A 20,669-nucleotide genomic window follows, 5' to 3' on the forward strand; every position below is an offset into this window, starting at 1 on the left:
AAGTGACACACCCCCAAGACAAGGAGCCATTCGTGCTGAAGGATGACAGGAACCCCAGGGCACTGGCCGCCCTGCCCGACGAAGCCTTGCTCGATGCCGTGCAGCGCCAGACCTTCCGCTATTTCTGGGACGGCGCGGATGCTGCCAGCGGCCTGGCGCTCGACCGCCGTACGCTCGTCGGGCCCACGGGCGAAGATCTGGCCGACGACAGGGTCGCGATCGGCGGCTCTGGCTTCGGCATCATGGCCTTGATCGTCGCCGTGGAGCGCGGCTGGGTGACGCGGGACGAAGCCCTCGATCGCCTGGCGCGCATGCGCGACGCCCTGTTCCGCGCCAAGCGCTACCACGGCGCCTTCCCTCACTTCATGGACGGGGCGAGCGGCGCGACGATCCCGATGAGCCCCAAGGACGACGCAGGCGATCTGGTCGAGACCTCGTTCCTCTTCATGGGCCTGCTGTGCGCGCGCCAGTATTTCAGCGAGGACACGGCCGCGGAGCGCCGGCTGCGCGACGACATCGACACGCTGTGGCACGAGGTCGAATGGGACTGGTTCACCCAGGGCGGGCGGGATGTTCTTTACTGGCACTGGAGCCCGAACCACGGCTGGGCGATGAACCACGAAGTGCACGGCTGGAACGAGTGCCTCATCACCTACTTCCTGGCCGCGGCCGCGCCTCGCCATGCGATCGATCCGCGGGTCTACCACCGCGGCTACGCTTCCGGGCCCGACTTCCTCAACGGCCGACAGTACTACGGCATCGAAATGCCGCTGGGCCACCCTTACGGCGGGCCGCTGTTCTTCACGCACTACTCGTTCTGCGGCCTCGACCCGCGCGGCCTGAAGGATCGCTACGCCGACTACTGGGATCTCAACAGCCGCCACGTGCGGATCAACCGCGCGCACTGCATCGCCAACCCGAAGGGCTTCAAAGGGTACGGCGAATCGTGCTGGGGCCTGACCGCCAGCGACGACCCCGACGGCTATCTCGCGCACGACCCCCACAACGACAACGGCACCATCTCGCCCACGGCCGCGCTGGCCAGCCTGCCGTATGCGCCCGCCGAGGTCATGCGGGTGCTGCGGCACTTCCTGACCGTGCATGGCACGCAGGTGTGGAAGGACTACGGCTTCGTCGATGCGTTCTGCGAACAGCGCGGCTGGTTCGCGAAGACCTTTCTCGCCATCGACCAGGGGCCGATCGTCGTGATGATGGAGAACCATCGGACCGGCCTTCTGTGGAAGCTGTTCATGAGCGTGCCCGAGGTGCAGGCGGGGCTGCGGCGCCTGGACTTCAGCAGCCCGCATCTGGCGCCACCGCAAGCATGAGCGCCAGCGTGACGAGCCCGCAAGACCCGGTGTTCGAGTCCTGGCTCGATACACAGCTGGGCCATTCGGCGAAGGCGATGCTGACCAGCATCTCGCCGCTGTCGATCGTCAAGCAGCGCCCGGGCTTCGGCCAGACGGTGCGGCCGATCGCCGGTGCCATCATCGCCTCGCCCGTGCTCGGCAGCTACGACCCGGACCCGGACTATTTCTTTCACTGGTTCCGCGACTCCGCCGTGGTCATCGACGCGTTGCGCCTGCTCTACCTCGACGGACGCATCGGCGACGAGGCCCTGCAGCATCTGAGAGACTTCACCCGCTTCAGCCTGGCCTTGAACCGGCTCGACGGCCGCGAGCTTGCCGCGGTGCCGGGCCGCAGGGAGCGCGTGGCCCCCGAGTTGCTGCAGTACCTGCGCGAGGACCATGAGCTCGAAAGCGTCCACGGCGATGCCGTCGCCGCCGAGACGCGGGTGAACCCCGACGGCACGCTCGACATCCTGCAATGGGCGCGCCCCCAGCACGACGGGCCGCCGCTGCGCGCGCTGGCGCTGCTGCGCTGGGCGGCCGGCGGGCACCTCGACGCGCCCCTGCTGGCGGAGCTCACCGCCCTGATCCGCTTCGATCTCGGCTTCACGCTGCGCCACTGGCGCGAGCCGTCCTACGACATCTGGGAGGAAGAAAGCGGCCATCACTACTACACGCTGCGCGTCTCGGCGGCCGCGCTGGCCGAAGGCGCGGCGTGGCTGCAGGGCTTGGGCGACACGGCGCAGGCGCAGCGCTGCCGCGAGGCGTCGCAGGCGGTGCTCGGCGTGCTCGACGGCTACTGGGTGGACGAAGGCGCAGCCGATCGCGATGCGGCGCACGGCTACTACCGTTCACGCGTGCTGGCGCACGACCGGCCCAGCTCGAAGGCGCTGGACATTGCGGTGATCCTCTCGGCGATCCATGGCCTGGGCACCGAGGCCAGGCATGATCCGGCCGACCCCCGCATGCAGGCCACCCTGGCGCGGCTCGAGGCGCTGTTCGACGCGGCCTATCCGATCAACCAAGGCCGCGCCGCAGGCCGCGGCCCGGCGATGGGCCGGTACGCCGGCGACGTGTACTGCTCGGGCGGCGCGTACTACTTCTCGACGCTCGGCGCTGCCGAGTTCTGCTTCCGCGCCGCGGCGGCGCCGGGCGGCGATGCAGGCCTTCGGCGCCATTGGACGGCCCGTGGCGACGCCTACCTCGCCACCGTGCGCGCCTACACGCCGCCCGGCGGCGATCTGTCGGAGCAGTTCGATCAGCGCAGCGGCGCGCAGACCTCGGCGAAGCAACTCGCCTGGAGCCACGCCGCGTTCATCTCGTGCGTCTTCGCGCGCCGCCTCGCGATCGCATGCCGGGAGTCGCGGCCTCGATGAGCGCGGCGTTGCAGACCCCTGCCGAGCCGGCTTCCAAGACCGGTGTCGTCCGTCAGGTCCGCGAGCTGCTCGGCGCCTTGCGCGTGTCCGCGGTCAGGAGAACGCTGGCCGCGCTGGCGGGCGGGATCGTCGTGGTCATCGCCATCACGGCGTATGGACAGATCGAGCTCAACAGCTGGAACAAGCCGTTCTACGACGCGATCTCGCGCCGCGACGTGGGCGACTTCATCCTGCAGGTCGGCATCTTCGCGGTGATTGCGGGCGGGCTGCTGGTCTTGAACGTCGCACAGCGATGGCTGGTCGAAACCTTGCAGCTGAAGATGCGCGAGGCCCTGGTGACCGACCTCGTGGGCCTGTGGCTGCAGCCGCGCCGCGCGTTCTGGCTGCAGGGCAGCGGCCCCATGGGCGCCCATCCGGACCAGCGCATGCACGACGACACGCTGAAGCTGTGCGACCTGTCGGTCGGCCTCGGCGTGGGTCTGCTGCAGGCGGCGATGCTGTTCGGCAGCTTCGCGAGCGTGCTGTGGGTCCTCTCGAAGGACTTCAGCATCTTCTTCGACGGCCGGGACCATGCCCTGCCGGGCTTCATGCTGTGGGCCGCGATTGTCTATGCGGTCGGCGGCTCGCTGATGACCTACTGGGTCGGCAAGGGCCTGGTCTCGCGCAACGCCGAGCGCTACGCCCGCGAGGGCGAACTGCGCTTCTCGCTGACCCGCATCAACGAACATCTCGACGGCATTTCGCTGGCCGACGGCGAGGCCGACGAGAAGCGCCGCGTCGCCCTGCATCTCGGCGACGTCCTGCAGGCCACCTCGCGCGTGGTGCTCGGGCTGACCAACCTGACCTGGGTCACCTCGGGCTTCGGCTGGGTCACCGTCATCGCGCCGACGCTGGTGGCCGCACCGCTGTATTTTTCGGGGAAGGTTTCGTTCGGCGGCCTGATGATGGCCGCCGCTGCCTTCACGCAGGCGCAGTCCTCGCTGCGCTGGTTCGTCGACAACTTCAGCCTCATTGCCGACTGGCGCGCCACGCTGCTGCGCGTGGCCGGCCTGCGCCAGGTGCTGGCGTCCGACCTGGAGGCACTGCCGGACGGCAAGCGCATCGCCTACGCGGAGAGCGAGGCCGGAACCCTCGAGATCGAGGAGCTCGAAGTCCGCGCCTGGAACGGCCACGACCGGCTCGACGCTGGAGCTCTGGTCATGCACCCCGGCCAGCGCGTGCTGATTCTCGGCACGCCGGGCACCGAGAAGACCTTGCTGTTCCGGGCGCTCGCGGGCCTGTGGCCCTGGGGCACCGGCACCGTGCGCCGGCCCCGCGGCGAGACGATCCACTTCATGCCGCGCGGCACGCCCTACCTTCCCCGCGGCACGCTGGCCGAAGTGCTGTCGTATGCGATGGAGCCGTCCCGCTATCCGAGGGAAGCCATGGTGGCCGCGCTGGCGAGCGTGGGCCTGCAGCGGCTGGCACCCTTGCTGGAAACGACCGGCCGCTGGGAGCGCGAGCTCAGCATGGACGAGCAGCTGCGGCTGGGCTTCGCCCGCGTGGTGCTGCAGGCGCCGCCCTGGCTGGTGATGGACGAAGCCTTCGGCGCGTTCGACGACGACACGCTCGAGCTCATCATCGACGTGCTCACGGCCAAGCTCGCGCACACGGGCATCGTCCACATCGGCTCGGCCGGAGAAGCGCACGACCGGCTGTTCACGCGGGTGGTGCGCCTGGTCAAGGTGCCGGACCCGGTGCCCGAGGAGCTTGCCGCATGAGCGCCGCCCGGCCGCCCGAAGGCGCTCGCACCCCGGCGCGAAGCTTGGAGGTCGTCCCATGAACCTTCTTGCGCGCCGTGCCCTCGTGCTGCTCGGGCTTTCGCTGCCGGCCTGGGCCTGGGCGCTGGATTTCGGCTTCCGGCCACCGCGCGACCCCGACGACCCCGCTGCGGTGGAACTGATGCGGGATCTCGCGCAGCGCATCGTGCCGGTCTACCAGGAGGCCGACACCGATGCCTTCCTGGCCAACATGACCGCGCTGCAGATCGTCAGCGGCACCTACCGTGCGGCCTCCGACAGCAACAGGTCCTTGCGCAGCCGCCAGCAGGGCAAGCCCTTCGACGGCCTGGCCGAGCGCGCGATCGTCGACGGCATCTATGCGCGTGCGCGCGCGCTCGAAGCGAACGAGCGCCTCGACTTCGCCAAGGCTTTCGCGCGCGCGTTCCAGGAGCTGGTCTCGCCGCTCGACAACGCGCAAGCCGCAGCCATCATGGCGCGGCTCGAAGCCCCGCTGGCGATGTACAGGGAGCCGGTGCGGCAGGCCTTCGATCGCTGGCGCTCGAAGGGCAGCCTTCCGCAGGCCGATGCCGTGGCGCTCGTGCGCACCTGGCTTGCGTACGAGTCGCGTCGCAGCTTCAATGCGCTCCTGCCCGAGCTGATCGCGGCGGAAAACCGCAGCCGCTACCTGGCGGAGGCCGGCGTCCGGATTCCCGTGCGCGCGGGTGTCGTCATCCATGCCAATGTGGTCCGGCCCGGCGGCGCGAAGGGTGCCTTGCCGACGCTGCTGCGCTTCACGCTCGATCCCGCCGAGGACGACGCGCAGCGCAGTGCCGTCAGAGGCTACGTCGGCGTCACGGCGTACGTGCGAGGGCGCACGCCCGACGGCAAGGGCGCCGTGTGGCCCTTCGTTCGCGACGGCGAAGACGCCGCGGCGGTCATCGACTGGATCGCCCGGCAGCCGTGGAGCGACGGCCGTGTCGGCATGCTCGGCGACGGCTACTCCGGCTATGCCGCCTGGGCCGCGGCGCGCCGCAGGCCGGCGGCACTCAAGGCCATCGCCACGATCGCGCCCATGGCGCCGGGCATCGACTTTCCGATGGCCGGGCAGATCTACCGCAACGCCATGGTCCGCTGGGCACAGGAGCACGCGATGGCCGAGCCGCTGCGCGCCGGCGCCGACGCCGACGCCGGCCCGGACGCGGTCTGGCAGGAACTCTACGCGCGCTGGTATCGCGGCCATCGCCCTTATTGGGACGTGGACCGCGTCCTGCTGGGCAGGCGCAGCAGGCTGATCCGAACCTGGCTGACGCACCCCAGCCACGATCTCTACTGGCGCAAGTTCCTGCCGAGCCCGGAGCAGTTTGCGCAGATCGACATCCCGGTGCTCGGCATCGCCGGCTACTACGGCGCCGAGGCCGGCGCACTGTACTTTCACAACGAGCATCGCCGCAACCGGCCGCAGGCCGACACGACGCTGTTGCTCGGCCCCTATGACGCGGCCTCGATCCGGCACGGCACGGCGGCGCAGCTGCGCGGCTACACGCTCGACCCCATCGCACGCGTCGATCTGCCGGAGCTGCGCTACCAATGGCTCGACCACGTCTTCAAGGGCGCGAAGAAGCCCCCGCTGCTGCAAGGCCGCATCAACTACCAGGTGATGGGTGCCGATGAGTGGCGCCATGAGCCGACGCTGGACTCGCCGGTGCGCACCCGGCTGCGCCTGTACCTCGACACCCGCGAGCGCGACGGCCCGCATCGTCTGCTGCCGTCGCCGTCCGAAGCCGGCGGCAAGACGCGACTCACGGTCGATCTCGCCGATCGCCGCGACGCGCGCGTCCCGTGGCCGGATGCGCTGCGTCTGAAGCAACTGCCGATGCGCAACAGCATCAGCTTCGTCAGCGATCCGCTGCCGAAGGACACCGAGATCGACGGCAGCCTGCGCGGCGAGTTCGACATCACGCCCTCGCGGCAGGACGTGGACCTCGTCGTCTCGCTGTACGAGCAGACGGCGAACGGCGAATACCAACTGTTGTTCGAGCCCTACGACTTCCGCGCCAGCTATGCCGGCCATCGCGTGTACCGCCGGCTTCTCCGGGCCGGCGAGCGCCAGTTGCTGGCGTTCACCGCCGAGCGCGTGACCGCTCGCAGGCTGGCGGCGGGCAGCCGCATCGTGCTGGTGATCGGCATCAACAAGCGCCCCGACCGGCAGATCAACTACGGCAGCGGCAAGGACGTGAACTCGGAGTTCATCGTCGATGCGAAGCGGCCTGTGCGCGTGCGCTGGCATGCGGGCAGCTACGTCGAGATCCAGAACGGCAAGCCCTGAGCGCGGTCAAGGAGGAGGCCGGCGCATTGCTGACAGCCTCGAATGCCCTGGCTCCGCGCCAATCACCCGGGCACCAGAACAAACCTCCCATTGCAATTCGTATTGCAGTTTGTCCTCTGGAATGCGGCAGCGGAGCAAACGTTGCGCCTCGCGCGAGCGGCAACTTCAGCGCTCACCAATTGATCGGCCAGGCGCTCTTGACCTGGCTGCCATGCACGCTGCCGTTCGCCTTCACGATCTGCTGGCTGGTTTCGTTCTTCACGAAATCGTGAGAGATCACGTTGACTGGCACGGATGCGTTGAACAGGTTGGTGCGGCTACCGCGCGCCGACAGGTTCATGAGATCGGCCATCAGGTCACCGGTGTTCGCGTGCGTGCCGCCTCCCTGGTTCGCCGTCGTCTTGGGCGCGGTGGTGTTTGCATGAATGTTGCCGCCTCCGGTGAACTGCTGCTTGAGACTTCGCTGCGTGAGTTGCCAATACACGAAGCACAGGTGGCCATTGTTGTTGCCATGACCCAGATGCAGCGTCGCCGCCTGTACAGCCGCGTTCTTCACGACCTGCGTATCCGGACTGTCCGCGAACTGGCCGCAGCAGCATGCATCCGATTTGCTCGCGATGTTCTTGCTGTAGGTGAATAGCCAGGCGCTGTAGTTCGTGTCTGCGCAGTACTTCTGAAAACTCTCGTCGAAGATCAAAGCAACCTTGCTTCTCAGCGCGGACATCGGTGTGTTTCCAAGTGACGAGCCAACGCCAGGCGAGATATGTTGGAGGATGTTGCCTCTGTTGGCCTTCGACCTGTCATCGAGGTAGTACTTGATCTCCTTCAAGACCTTTTTCGGCTCGGGGCAGTGCGAAAACCGAATCACGAGAAATTCGGTTCGGGTTGCAGGCAGGGTCACGAAACTGATCGCCTGGTCCAGGATCTGCTCGATGCTTGCACCATAGCCGCCGAGCCCGGGCGATTGCAGAATCCCCTTGGAGATGGCGCCTTCCTGAAATGCCGGCACATGCGCAGCGCGAAGCTTCATCTTGTGGCCGTCCAGCTTGTCGGGTCTCAGGCTCTTTTCCCACGGCATCCATCGGGTCGGGGTCTTGTACATGCGGATGTCGAACCATCTCGCCCCAGCCTCGGCTTGCGCTCTGATGTCTCCAAGCTGCGCCGCGATGCTCGCGACAGGCATGAATGCATTCGTCACGAGCACGTTCCCGGTACTCCCCGGGCTGGCCCAGACGCCCGCGTCGTGAGAACCAGGCATGACGATGTCTTTCAGGAGGGTAGCGTCCTCGATATTGGACATCCAGTTCTTGATAGCGACCATCTGTCAGCCCCTCGGTTCATGGACGGACCGCATTGTGGAGCGATGCGCTTGCGTTCGTCCACCCAAACTCCATACCCCCGAGGGGCCACGGTGACGCCTGCTCAGCCGAGGTCGAAGCGATCGAGATTCATCACCTTGGTCCATGCGGCCACGAAGTCGTCCACGAACTTCTTCTTTGCGTCCGAGCTCCCGTAGACCTCCGCGATGGCACGCAGCTGCGCATTCGAGCCGAAGACCAGATCGACGCGCGTGGCGGTCCACTTCAGCTCCCCCGACTTGCGATCCCGCCCTTCGAACTCCTCCTTGGCATTCGATGTGGCCTTCCACTCGGTGCCCATGTCGAGCAGGTTGACGAAGAAGTCGTTGCTCAGCGTCCCTGGCCTGTGCGTGAAGACGCCGTGCCGGGCCCGGCCCGCGTTGGCACCCAGCACGCGCAAGCCGCCGATGAGCACCGCCATCTCCGGCGCGGTGAGCGTCAACAGTTGCGCCTTGTCGATCAGCAATGCTTCGGCCGGCACGCTGTAGCGTCCCTTCAGGTAGTTGCGGAAGCCGTCCGCCACCGGCTCCAGCGGCGCAAAGGACGCAACCTCGGTCTGCTCCTGCGATGCATCCGTGCGCCCCGGCGAGAAGGGCACGGTGAGCGCCTGGCCCGCGTCCTTCGCGGCCTGCTCCACGCCGGCACTGCCGGCCAGCACGATCAGGTCGGCAAGCGAAATTCTCTTGCCGCCGCTCTGTGCGCCATTGAACTTCTCGCGAATGCCGTCCAGCACCTGGAGCACCCGGGCCAGTTGCTCCGGTTCGTTCACGGCCCAGTCTCTCTGCGGCGCGAGACGAATGCGCGCGCCGTTCGCGCCGCCGCGCTTGTCGGAGCCCCGGAACGTGGAGGCCGAGGCCCATGCGGTCGACACGAGCTGCGCGACGCCCAGGCCCGACGCCAGCACCTCGGTCTTGAGGGCCGCGACATCCTGCGCATCGACCAGCGGGTGGTCGACTTCGGGAACCGGGTCTTGCCAGATCAAGGCTTCGGCCGGCACCTCGGGCCCGAGGTAGCGGGCCCGCGGCCCCATGTCGCGGTGCGTGAGCTTGAACCAGGCCCGCGCGAAGGCATCGGCGAACTGGTCAGGGTTCTCCATGAAGCGCCGCGAGATCTTCTCGTAGGCGGGGTCGAAGCGCAGCGAAAGGTCGGTGGTCAGCATGGTCGGCACCAGCTTCTTCGACGGGTCATGGGCGTGGGGAATGGTCGCGCCGGCGCCCTTCGCGACCCATTGATGCGCGCCGGCGGGGCTCTTGGTCAGCTCCCACTCGTGGCCGAACAGGTTCTCGAAGAAGTTGCCGCTCCACCGGGTCGGCGTGGTGGTCCAGGTGACTTCCAGGCCGCTGGTGATCGTGTCGCCCCCCTTGCCGGTGCCGAAGCCGTTCCTCCAGCCGAAGCCCTGTTCCTCGAGGTCCGCCGCTTCGGGCTCGACCGCGACGTGGGAAGCCGCGGCAGCGCCATGCGTCTTGCCGAAGGTGTGGCCGCCGGCGATCAAGGCCACCGTTTCCTCGTCGTCCATGGCCATGCGGCCGAAGGTGTCGCGGATGTCGCGGGCGGCGGCCAACGGGTCGGGATTGCCGTCCGGGCCTTCGGGGTTGACGTAGATCAGCCCCATCTGCACGGCGGCAAGCGGGTTCTCGAGATGGCGCGAGTGGATGTCGCCGTCCGCGGGCTCGTCGGCCGAGAGCACGCCGCCATTCTTCTCCACGCCTTCCGAGCCCTGGGCGTAGCGCACGTCGCCGCCCAGCCAGGTCGTCTCGCGGCCCCAGTACACGTCCTGGTCCGGCTCCCACACATCCGGGCGGCCGCCCCCGAAGCCGAAGGTCTTGAAGCCCATGGTTTCCAGGGCCACGTTGCCCGCGAGGATCATCAGGTCGGCCCACGAGATGTTCAGTCCGTACTTCTGCTTGATCGGCCACAGCAGCCGACGCGCCTTGTCCAGGCTGGCGTTGTCCGGCCAGCTGTTGAGCGGCGCGAAGCGCTGCTGGCCGCGGCCGGCGCCGCCACGGCCATCGCCGATGCGGTAGGTGCCGGCGCTGTGCCAGGCCATGCGAACGAACAGCGGACCGTAGTGCCCGAAATCGGCGGGCCACCAATCCTGCGAGTCCGTCATCAAGGCGGCCAGGTCCTTCTTCACTGCCGCGAAGTCGAGGCTCTCGAAGGCCTTCGCATAGTCGAAGTCATTGCCCATCGGGTCGGACTTCGAGGAATGCTGGTGGAGCAGGTCCAGGCGCAGTTGCTTCGGCCACCAGTCGCGGTTGGCAGTGCCGCCGCCTGCGGCCTGGCTGAACGGGCACTTCGGTGCGGTCTTTTCGTTGCTCATTGGAAGCACTCCTGAATCGTTGTGGGAAAGGCATTCTGTGTCGGAAGCCGCGAGGGCGCGGCCCAAAAAAGCCTATGGCTGCAATAGCGCCAACGGCCCGGTCGTGCGCAGTAAGATGACTTCGGCGTGCGCGCTGCCGCGCCGCCGTTCACCATGCCGCGCAGAGATCCGAAAGCGGCGGCCCGCTGCGAAGCCGGCGCAATGGAGCTGATGGGCAAGCCGGACGCTCAGGCTCCCGACGCATTGGGCAGAGGCCGCGAGCACTACCGGCAACGCGCGTGGGCCGATGCTTATCGCATGCTCACGATCGCCGACCAGACGCTGCAGCTGAGCGGCGAGGATCTCGAATGCCTGGCGACGTCGGCGTACCTCGTCGGCCGCGACGACGAATACCTGTCGGTGCTCGACCGCGCGTACGCCGCGCATCTGGAGGCCGGCGCCAGCGCACGCGCCGCGGGCTGTGCGGCTTGGTTGTCGCTTCGCCTGCTGTTGCGGGGCGAGACCGGCCACGCCACCGGATGGCTGGCGCGTACGCGGCGGCTGCTCGAGGGCGAGAAGCGCGAAGGCGCCGCACACGGCTATGTCCTGCTGCCGCTCGCGCAGCAGCAGATCGACGCCGGGGACTGGAACACTGCCTACGCCACCGCTGCGCGCGCGGCCAGCATCGGCGAGCGTTTCAACGATCGCGATCTGAGCGTGTGTGCGAAACACCTTCAAGGCCGCATCCGCATCGGGCAGGGGCGGGCTGCCGAGGGGCTGGCGCTGCTCGACGCGGCGATGCTCGCGGTTGTCGCCGGCACGCTGTCGCCACTGGTCACGGGCCTGGTCTACTGCAGCGCGATCGCAGGCTGCGAGCAGGTCTACGCGCTGGGCCGTGTCCGCGAGTGGACGGGCGCGCTGGCGCGCTGGTGCGCCGAGCAACCCGACATGGTCGCCTTCAGCGGCGTCTGCATGGTGCACCGGGCCGGCATCCTGCAGTGGCTGGGCGCCTGGACCGATGCGATCGACGAAGCCCGGCGCGCGAGCGAGTGTTGTCTGCGGGCTTCGAACCGTCGAGCCGCCGCGGCCGCTTTCTACCGGCAAGCCGAACTGCATCGGCTGCGCGGCGACCTTGCAGCGGCCGAGGCCGCCTATCGCAGCGCGAGCGAGGGCGGGTGGGATCCGCAGCCGGGGCTGGCGCTGTTGCGGGTCGCGCAAGGCCGTCTCGCCGCAGCGCTCGCAGCGAGCCGCCGCGCGCTCGAGGCCACCTGCGACGCGCTCGCGCGAACCCGCCTGCTGCCGGCCCACATCGAGATCCTGCTCGATGCGGGCGAGATCCAGGAAGCACGCGAGGCCTGCCGCGAACTGGAACGGATCGCGCAGGACGTCGGCACGCCGGTGCTCGGCGCGCTGTCGGCGCAGGCGCGAGGTGCGATCGATCTGGCCGCAGGCGACGCTGCGGCCGCACTCGGCGCGCTGCGAAGCGCATGGCAGGTGTGGGAAGCGGTCGACGCACCGTACCTGCGCGCGCGCGTCGCGGAGTCGATGGCGCAGGCCTGCGCGGCATTGGGCGACTACGACGGCCACGAGCTCCAGCGGGCCGCCGCCAGGACGGTGTTCGAGGCCCTCGGGGCGGCGCCGGACCTCGCGCGTCTCGACGCGCCTTCGCGGGACGAATCGTCGGGCGCGCACGGGCTGACACGGCGCGAGCTGCAGGTGCTCCGCCTCGTTGCCGCCGGCAAGACCAACAAGGCGATCGCCGCCGAGCTGCTCCTGAGCGGCAAGACCGTCGATCGCCACGTCAGCCACATCCTGACCAAGCTGGACCTGCCCTCGCGGCTTGCGGCCACGGCCTACGCGTACCGGCATCAGATGGTCTGAGGCCGGCACCCGGGGCGGTCTGCCTTTCGACTGCCTTTCAGCGACGAGGCGGGCAAGTCCCGGTCCGGAGTCAGGACGAGCGATGGCACCATGCGGGGCATGAAGCTGCTGCTGGTGGAAGACGATTTCGACCTCTCGGGGGTGCTGTCCCGCAGCTTGTCCTCGCGCGGCTTCGAACTCCTGTGCTGCGCCGACGGCATCGAGGCGCTGGCGGCGGCGCGCAAGAAGCGCTTCGACGTCATCGTGCTCGACCTCTCGCTGCCGGGGCTGGACGGCCTCGAGCTGCTGCAGCGCCTGCGCGGCGACGGCAACCTCACGCCGGTGCTGGTGCTGACCGCACGCGGCGCGGTCGGCGAACGCATCGCCGGCCTGAATGCCGGCGCCGACGACTACCTGGCCAAGCCCTTCGACCTGGACGAGCTGATCGCGCGACTCGGCGCCCTGACGCGCCGGCTCGGGCGCGACGGCGAACTGCGCTGCGGCCAGCTGCGCTACGAGGCGGCATCGAACGCCTTCTACCGCGACCAGAGTCCGCTCGATCTCTCGCCGCGCGAGGCCGAGCTCCTGAAGAGCCTGATGTCGCGCGTCGATCACGTCGTTTCCAAGGAGGCGCTGCGCAGGGCGGTCTTCGATGACGCGACCCACGTGGATGCGGTGGAGGTGCTGGTGCACCGGTTGCGCAAGAAGCTGCAGGGCGCCAGCGTCGAGATTCTCACGCTGCGCGGTGTCGGCTACCTGCTGTGCGACGACGCGAGCACGGCCGCACAGAAGGCATGACATGGTCGCAACGCCTGCTCCCCGCGGCCTCGCTGCGCCGCTTCCTGCTGGCCTGGCTGCTGGGCGGCCTGTGGCTGACCGTCGCATTGATCACGCTGTGGCACTGCGCCGCGGCCTTCGCGCGGGTCGCACAGGCGCAGGACGAGCGGCTCGGCGTGGCCTTGGCGCAGGTCGTGCAGGCGGCGGCGCAGGGCGAAGGGCCGGCCTCGGCACCGCGCTTCGCCGAGCCGCTGTCGTACCGGGTGAGCACCATGCAGGGTGAATGGCTGGCCGGCGACCGCACGCTCGTGGCCTATCCGTGGCGCAGCGCGCTGCCCGAATCGGGCCTGGCGCGGCTCTACATCACGCAATGGGGCGGGGTGCCGGCGCGCGCGGCCGCGGCGCTGCGGCACCTGCCCGGCGCGGCAGCGGGCGAGGCGGTGGTCGTGCAGGCAGCCGAGCCGCTGCGCGAGCGCATCGCGCTCTGGCAGGAAATGCCCAAGGCGCTGCTCGGCTGGATCTACGGGGCCGCGGCGGCGATGACGCTGGTGATCTGGAGCGGCGTTTCGCTCGCCTCGCGCTGGCTGGCGCGCGCGAGCCGGGCGCTCGAATCGTCGCAGGTGGACGCCGCCGCCTACGACGGGCCGTCGGAGCTGCGGCCCGTGGTCGAGCGCATCCATGGCCTTCACCGCCGCCAGCGCGAATGGGTGGGACAGCAGCGCCGCTTTTTGGCCGATGCCTCGCACCAGCTGCGCACGCCGATGTCGGTGCTGCGCACCCAGCTGCAGTCGGCCATCGCGGGCGACGTGCCGGCCTCCGAGGTGCTGCCGCAGATGCTGCACACCGTCGACCGCGCGACCGGCATGGCCAACCAGTTGCTGAGCCTCACCAAGCTCGAGCAGATCAAGCAGGCCGGCGAGCTCCAGCCGATCGACCTGCGCGCCGTCGCGCACGACGCGGTGGTCGAGCTGGCACCGCTGATCGCCGCCAAGCGCCTCGAGTTCGCGCTGGACGGCGAGGCGCTCTGCGCGCCGGCCGATGCGCTCATGCTGGGCGAGCTGCTGTGCAACCTGCTGGCCAATGCCATCCACCACACGCCGCCGGCGGGGCGGCTGGGCATCCTGCTGCGCGCCTACGACGGCACCACCGAGCTCGTGGTGTGGGACGAAGGCCAGGGCCTGGACGATGCGCTGCGGCCGCGGCTCTTCCAGGCCTTCACCGCCGCCAAGGGCGGCGTGGGCCTGGGTCTGTCGATATGCCGCCAGATCGCGGATGCGATGGGCGCGACCATGGCGCTCTACAACCGCGTCGAGAACGGCCGCGTGATCGGCGTCGATGCGGTCGTGACCTGGAGCCAGGGCCCCTGATGCTGCGCGCCGGCGCACGCAGCCGGCGCTTCTTTTCCCGCCCTGGCCTCGTCGGCGCCCATGCAGCCGCGGGGGCAGTGCATGCCGAAGAAATCCCGAACAACGACCGGAGACGATGATGAAGAAGACCCACCGTTCCCTTGCCGCGCTGGCGCTCGCCGCCGGTGCATCCCTTGCGCAGGCGCAGTCCGCCGGCCAGCTCAACGTCGTGTGCTCCGTGCAGGACGAGTGGTGCTCCCTGATGAGCACCACCTTCACGCGCAGCTCCGGCATCAAGGTCAACGTGCTGAAGCGCGGCAGCGGCGAGGCGCTGGCCCAGCTGATCGCGGAGCGCACCAATCCCAAGACCGACGTCTGGTTCGGCGGCACCGGCGATCCGCACCTCCAGGCCGCGGAGCAGGACCTCACGCTCGCCTACAAGTCGCCTTCGCTCCCGCAGCTCCATCCGTGGGCCCAGGCGCAGGCCGAGCAGTCCGGCTGGCGCACCGTGGGCGTTTACTCGGGGCCGCTCGGCTTCGCCTTCAACACCGAGCTGCTGGCCAAGAAGAAGCTTGCGCCGCCGAAGTGCTGGAAAGACCTGCTGGCGCCGGCGCTCAAGGGCGAGGTGCAGGTCGCCAATCCGGCCAGCTCGGGCACCGCCTACACCATGATCGCCACCATCGTGCAGCTGATGGGCGAGGACAAGGCCTACGACTACCTCAAGGGGCTGCACGCCAACGTCAGCCAGTACACGCGATCCGGCACCGGCCCCATCAAGGCCGTGGCGCGCGGCGAGACCACGGTGTCGATCAGCTTCGTGCACGACGCGCCGGGCGAGCAGATGCAGGGCTTCCCGATCGCCACCGAAACCCCCTGCGAAGGCACGGGTGCCGAGATCGGCTCCATGTCGATCGTGAAGGGCGCGCGCAACCTCGACAACGCGAAGAAGTTCTACGAATGGGCCCTCACGCCGGGGGCGCAGCAGCTCGGCGTTGCGGCCAAGCAGTTCCAGCTGCCCTCCAACAAGGCCACGCCGCTGGACAGCCGCATCCCGGACTTCCGCAAGATCAAGTTCATCTCCTACGACTACGCGAAGTATGGACAGTCGGCCGAGCGCAAGCGGCTCATCGAGCGCTGGGAGCGCGAAGTCAACTCGCTGCCCCGCTGAGACGCCATGAACTTCCACGGGAACAACCGCGCGATCGCGCTCTGGTCGGCGCTGGGGCTGGTTGCCTTCGCGCTTCTGCCCTGGTACAGCCTGCCCGACGGCATCCTCGGCCTGCAGGGCCTCGGCGAGCTGATGGCCGGACACGACAGCTCGTCGGCCCTGGCGCAGGTGCTGCTGCACCGGCGGCCCTGGCTGCTGCTCGGTGCGTGGCCGCTGATCGCCGCACTCGCCGTGCTCGGCATGGCGCCCGCACGGGCACAGGGGCGTGTGCTTGCATGGAGCGGCGCGCTCGGCGTGGCCGGCTTGCTCGCGCAGGGATTTCTGGTCGGCCTGCCGGACGCGGCCTCCGGCACCGGACAGCCGGGCTTCGGATGGGGTGCCACGCTGGTGCTGGCGGCGCTCATGATGCTGTGCGCCTTCGGCATCGCACGCTGCGGCGCCTTCAAGGGCGACCTGTTCGTCGCCGCGGCGGTGGTCGGCTGCGCAGGGCTGTTGATGGTGTTCGTCGCCTTCCCCGTGTTGCGCGCGCTGTCGGGCGCCTTCCTCGACGAGGCGGGCCGGCCCAGCCTCGCGGCCTGGCTGGGGCGCATCGGCAGCGAGCGCGTCTGGGGACTGGGCTGCGTGCATTCCGGCAAGAGCTGCGGCGTGGCCTGGAACACGCTCTCGCTGGCCGTGCTCACCGGCCTGAGCACGACGGTGCTCGGCACGCTGCTGGCGCTGATCGAGGACCGCAGCGACTCCCGCGTGCGCCGCGCGCTGCGCCTGCTGGCGCCGCTGCCCATCGTCACGCCGCCCTTCGTCGTCGGGCTGGGCCTGGTGCTGCTCTTCGGCCGCGCCGGCCTGGTCAACCAGTTCCTCGAATGGGCCTTCGGCATCGAGCCGGGCCGCTGGTTCTACGGCTGGTTCGGGGTCTGGCTGGCGCAACTCTTCGCCTTCACGCCGATCGCCTTCCTGATCGTGCGCGGCGTGGTGCAGGGCATCAGCCCCTCGCTGGAGGAGGCTTCGCAGTCGCTGCGCGCCGACGCTTCGAAGACCTTCCGGCACGTGACCCTGCCGCTGATGCTGCCCGGACTGGCCAATGCCTTCCTGGTGGGTTTCATCGAGAGCATCGCCGACTTCGGCAACCCGATCGTGGCAGGCGGCCAGTTCTCGGTGCTGTCGACCGAGATCTTCTTCGCCATCGTCGGTGCACAGTTCGACCAGGGGCGGGCGGCGGCGCTGGCCTGGATCCTCACGCTGTTCGCGCTCGGCGTGTTTGCGCTGCAGTGCGGCGTGCTGGGGCGCAGGAACTTCACCACCGTCTCCGGCAAGGGCGACGCCGGCATACCGATGCGCCTGCCCGACGGCCTGCGCCGCGTGGCGCTGGCGGTGGCGGTGCCGTGGCTGCTGTTCACGCTGGTGGTTTATGTGTTCGCCTTCAGCGGCGGCTTCGTCCAGACCTGGGGCCGCAACTACACGCCCACGCTGGCTCACTTCCGCACCGCCTTCGCCGTCGGCTTCGAGAACGGCGGGCTGCAGTGGGCGGGCCTGGCGTGGGACTCGCTCTTCACGACCGTGCAGCTCGCCGCCACGGCGGCGCCGATCACGGCCGGCCTGGGCCTGCTGATCGCCTGGCTGCTGGCGCGCGTGCAGTTCCGCGGCCAGGGCCTGTTCGAGTTCTCGGCGCTGATGGCCTTCGCGATTCCAGGCACGGTGCTGGGCGTGAGCTACGTGCTGGCCTTCAACGTGCCGCCCTTCGAGATGACGGGCAGCGGGCTGATCATCGTGATGTGCTTCATCTTCCGCAACCTGCCGGTCGGCGTGCGCGCGGGGTCGGCCGCCTTCCGGCAGCTCGACAGGTCGCTCGACGAAGCTTCGCTGATGCTGCGCGCATCGACCGCCCGCACGCTGTGGTCGATCGTGCTGCCCCTGCTCAAGCCGGCGCTCGCGGCTTCGCTCATCTACAGCTTCGTGCGTGCGATGACCACGGTGTCGGCCGTGATCTTCCTCGTGACCGCGCAGACCGAGCTGGCGACCACCTTCATCATCGGCCGCGTGGGGCAGGGCGACTACGGCGTCGCGCTGGCCTACAGCACCGCGCTGATCGTGCTCATGGCGCTGGCCACGGCCTGCATCCACTGGCTGGTCGGCGAGCGAAGGCTGGGCCGGCGGCGCTCGCCGAAGCTGGCCCAACCCGTCGACACCGGGCGCGCCGCGCCGATGGCCGCACCGCTCTGAACCACAAGGACATCCTCATGTACGGCTTCGAATTCCAGAACGTCTCCAAGCGCTATGGCGCCGCTTCCGATGCGCCGCTGGCGGTGAAGAACATCAGCTTCGGCGTCCCGAAGGGCACGCTGACCACGATCCTCGGGCCCTCGGGCTGCGGCAAGACCACCACGCTGCGCATGATCGCGGGCCTCGAGAGTCCCACGTCGGGACGCATCCTGATCGACGGCGAGGACGTCACCGCGCTGGGCGCCGCGCAGCGCAACGTGAGCCTGGTGTTCCAGAGCTACGCGCTGTTCCCGCACATGACCGTGATCGAGAACGTCTGCTATGGCCTGCGCATGTCCGGGATGCCGCTGCGCGAGGCGCGTGACAAGGCGCGGCAGATGCTCGAGACCGTCGGCCTGCGCGGGCTGGACGAACGCATGCCCAGCGAGCTCTCGGGCGGCCAGCAGCAGCGCGTGGCGGTGGCGCGGGCGCTGGCGCTGGAGCCGGCGGTGCTGCTCTTCGACGAGCCGCTGTCCAACCTCGACGCGCGGCTGCGCCGCTCGATGCGCGAGGAGATCCGCGCCCTGCAGCAGCGGCTGGCGCTGACGGTGGCCTACGTCACGCACGACCAGAGCGAGGCACTGGCCGTCAGCGACCACATCATCGTGATGGACCAGGGCGTGATCGCGCAGCAGGGCACGCCGCACGAGCTCTACGAGGCGCCGCAGTCGGAGTTCGTGGCGGGCTTCATGGGCGAGGCCATGCTGTTCGACGGCGTTTGCGGCGAGGATGGCCGCGTGCCGCTCGGGGCGCTGACGGTGGTCGCCGCGCCGGAGGTGCGGCCGGGCCCGGTGAAGGTCGCGGTGCGGCCGGAGGCCTGGGTGATCCGGCCGGTGGCGAACGACGGGCTCGCTGCCCGCGTCGTCAAGCGGACCTACGTGGGCAGCATCGTGGAGTACACCTTCCGCAGCCCGCTGGGCGACATCTTCGTGGTGTCGCCCGAAGTCAGGCAGCCGCTCAACCCCGGCGCGCCGGTGAGCCTGTACCTGGCCGATCACGGTGTGTCCGTGGTCGCCGCGCAGGCCGGCCAGCCGCTGGCTTGAATCCCTGTGGGGCCGGGAGCTGGTCGAGGGCAGCTGAAGAAAAAATGCCGCAGCCCCTGGGAACTGAAAGAACTCTTGAAAAGGTGAAAGAAAAGTCTCGGCGTAGGCCCCATCCAGTGCCAAGCGGGTGGGAAAAACTGAAAGAAAAATAAGAGAAAGGCTATAAACTGAAAAATAATCGGGAAAACTGAAAGAAAAAATGGCCTACGCAGGGTATGAGCTGGTCAGAAACTCGCTGAAGCTCCCCGCCATTGCGCCTGCACGGCCGGCGATCGTGCGGCCCATCACGCGGATCGAGGCCATCGAGGGGCACCTGGCGATCCCGCCGCACGTGGTGCCGCAAACGGAAGACCCCCTGACCCACCTGCTGTTCGCGCTGAAGCACGAGGGGGTCAACATGCAGATCCTTGCGCAGGCCTTGCCGAAGATCCCGGCCGAGCGAATGCTGAAGGAGCTCAAGGACTCGCCCAACGGGCAGTATGTTCGCGCGGCCTGCTACTTGTGGGAACTGCACACGGGCGCAGTCCTCGAGGGCAAGCCGGACATCGCCGGCCGCTACGTGAACCTTTTCGACCCGGGGCGGTACGTAACCGGTCCGGACCGGCGCAACAGCAGATGGCGCCTGAACTTCAACGGCCTCGGCTCGCCGAGCTACTGCGTGACCGTCGAACGCACGCCGGCTGTCCAGGCCGGCATCAAGTCCGATGTCCTGGGGCGCACCAAGGCGTTCATCGACAGCCTCGGCAAGGAGATGATGGATCGCGCGCTCTCATGGGCCTACCTGCACGAGACCGAAGACAGCTACGCCATCGAGCGCGAAGCGCCGTCGGAGGACAAGGCCCGCAAGTTCATCGCTCTGCTGAAACAGGCCCACGAAGGCAGGCCGCTTTCGGAGGAGTACCTGGTCGAGCTTCAGTCTTCGACCGTCAGCGGTGCCTTCGAGAAGGCCGTGCAGTTTCGCAACGAGCAGAACTGGCTGCGCAGCGGCGGGAACAGGGAGGGGACCTCGAGCGTCTCGTATGTGCCGCCGCCGCCGGACGCAGTGCCCCGCCTCATGGACGAGTGGATGGCCTTCGCGAACAGCGCGCCGAGGCAGATCGATCCGATCGTTGCCGCGAGCATCGCGTCCTTCGGCTTCGTCTACATCCATCCCTTCATGGACGGGAACGGCCGCCTGTCGCGATTTCTCTTCCACAAGGCGCTGTGCACCTCGGGGCGGCTCGAGAAGGGCGCGCTGTTGCCGGTGTCGGTGGCGATGAAGCGCCACGAGCGGCAGTATCTCGAGGCGCTCCAGGCCTTCTCGGTTCCCGCGCGCGAGCTGGTCCAGGTGACGTCTGCCGGCGAAGGCCGGTTCTACTTCGACTTCAAGGCCGACGACACGCTCTATCGGTATTGGGACGCCACTGCGGCGGTCGAGTTCGGGTTTGCGATGGCCGAGCAGGCCCTCGATGTGGAGCTGCGCCAGGAGACGCAGTACCTTGCGCACTTCGATGCGATACGGCGCGCGATCGACGAACGCTACGACGTTCGGGGCTCCCTGCTTGCAACCCTGATCTCGGTCGCGCTGGACGGCGGGGGAACGATCTCGAACAGCAAGCGCAAGCGCTTCGCTGCGAATCTCCCTGCGGAAGTATTCGATGCCATCGAGGCGGAAACGCGCGCCGTGCTGGCGGAGCCGCCGGATTCGGGAGACTCGGCCACCGAGCCCCCGCGTCGCTGATCGCGCGGCGATGCGGCGAGGTCACCGAACG

The 20,669-nt window shown here is 68.8% G+C and carries 13 protein-coding genes; 11 read left to right on the forward strand and 2 right to left on the reverse strand.

Annotation, left to right across the window (positions count from 1 at the left end):
• Positions 1 to 32: 32 nt before the first annotated feature.
• The 4 genes from AC3A6Y_RS23035 to AC3A6Y_RS23050 are packed head-to-tail and all read left to right on the forward strand — an operon-like array spanning position 33 to position 6,811.
• Positions 33 to 1,328 carry a glucoamylase family protein gene (locus tag AC3A6Y_RS23035; protein ID WP_487870566.1) on the forward strand — a complete coding sequence of 432 codons (1,296 nt, stop codon included), beginning with the start codon at positions 33 to 35 and terminating at the stop codon, positions 1,326 to 1,328.
• Positions 1,329 to 1,336: 8 nt separating this feature from the next.
• The gene (locus tag AC3A6Y_RS23040) at positions 1,337 to 2,725 is read left to right on the forward strand and encodes a glycoside hydrolase family 15 protein (RefSeq protein WP_487870567.1); all 1,389 of its coding nucleotides are present in this window, start codon (positions 1,337 to 1,339) and stop codon (positions 2,723 to 2,725) included.
• Positions 2,722 to 4,485, forward strand: coding sequence for an ABC transporter ATP-binding protein/permease (locus AC3A6Y_RS23045; protein ID WP_487870568.1), 1,764 nt, complete (start codon positions 2,722 to 2,724; stop codon positions 4,483 to 4,485). The genes AC3A6Y_RS23040 and AC3A6Y_RS23045 overlap by 4 nt, the downstream gene beginning before the upstream one ends.
• 58 nt (positions 4,486 to 4,543) lie before the next feature.
• Entirely contained in the window at positions 4,544 to 6,811 is a 2,268-nt protein-coding gene (locus tag AC3A6Y_RS23050; RefSeq protein WP_487870569.1) for a CocE/NonD family hydrolase, read from the forward strand.
• 172 nt (positions 6,812 to 6,983) lie between these two features.
• Here AC3A6Y_RS23050 and AC3A6Y_RS23055 read toward each other — a convergent pair whose 3' ends face one another.
• Both AC3A6Y_RS23055 and katG read right to left on the reverse strand, forming a co-directional pair.
• Complete coding sequence (locus AC3A6Y_RS23055) at positions 6,984 to 8,111, reverse strand: PI-PLC domain-containing protein (RefSeq protein ID WP_487870570.1); 1,128 nt, start codon at positions 8,109 to 8,111, stop codon at positions 6,984 to 6,986.
• A 122-nt stretch (positions 8,112 to 8,233) separates the two neighbouring features.
• Positions 8,234 to 10,489: a catalase/peroxidase HPI gene (gene katG / locus AC3A6Y_RS23060; protein WP_487870571.1), complete on the reverse strand. Its 2,256-nt coding sequence runs from the start codon at positions 10,487 to 10,489 to the stop codon at positions 8,234 to 8,236.
• Positions 10,490 to 10,786: 297 nt separating this feature from the next.
• Here katG and AC3A6Y_RS23065 point away from each other — a divergent pair, with 297 nt between their 5' ends.
• From AC3A6Y_RS23065 to AC3A6Y_RS23095, 7 genes are all read left to right on the forward strand, one after another.
• On the forward strand, positions 10,787 to 12,349 hold the full coding sequence (locus AC3A6Y_RS23065; RefSeq protein ID WP_487870572.1) for a response regulator transcription factor: 1,563 nt from the start codon (positions 10,787 to 10,789) through the stop codon (positions 12,347 to 12,349).
• A gap of 99 nt (positions 12,350 to 12,448) precedes the next feature.
• A complete protein-coding gene (locus AC3A6Y_RS23070; RefSeq protein WP_487870573.1) occupies positions 12,449 to 13,126 on the forward strand; it encodes a response regulator transcription factor in 678 nt (225 codons plus the stop codon).
• Positions 13,123 to 14,472, forward strand: coding sequence for a sensor histidine kinase (locus tag AC3A6Y_RS23075; RefSeq protein WP_487870574.1), 1,350 nt, complete (start codon positions 13,123 to 13,125; stop codon positions 14,470 to 14,472). Before AC3A6Y_RS23070 ends, AC3A6Y_RS23075 begins: the two co-directional genes overlap by 4 nt.
• 118 nt (positions 14,473 to 14,590) lie before the next feature.
• On the forward strand, positions 14,591 to 15,619 hold the full coding sequence (locus AC3A6Y_RS23080) for an ABC transporter substrate-binding protein (protein ID WP_487870575.1): 1,029 nt from the start codon (positions 14,591 to 14,593) through the stop codon (positions 15,617 to 15,619).
• A 6-nt stretch (positions 15,620 to 15,625) separates the two neighbouring features.
• Positions 15,626 to 17,836, forward strand: a complete 2,211-nt coding sequence (locus AC3A6Y_RS23085; protein WP_487870576.1) for an ABC transporter permease — start codon at positions 15,626 to 15,628, stop codon at positions 17,834 to 17,836.
• A gap of 17 nt (positions 17,837 to 17,853) precedes the next feature.
• A complete protein-coding gene (locus tag AC3A6Y_RS23090; protein WP_487870577.1) occupies positions 17,854 to 18,918 on the forward strand; it encodes an ABC transporter ATP-binding protein in 1,065 nt (354 codons plus the stop codon).
• A gap of 199 nt (positions 18,919 to 19,117) precedes the next feature.
• Positions 19,118 to 20,638 (forward strand): Fic family protein, encoded by a 1,521-nt coding sequence (locus AC3A6Y_RS23095; RefSeq protein WP_487870578.1) that lies wholly within the window; start codon positions 19,118 to 19,120, stop codon positions 20,636 to 20,638.
• Positions 20,639 to 20,669: the final 31 nt, after the last annotated feature.

This window comes from Variovorax sp. Soil_C_17, from assembly GCF_057657265.1.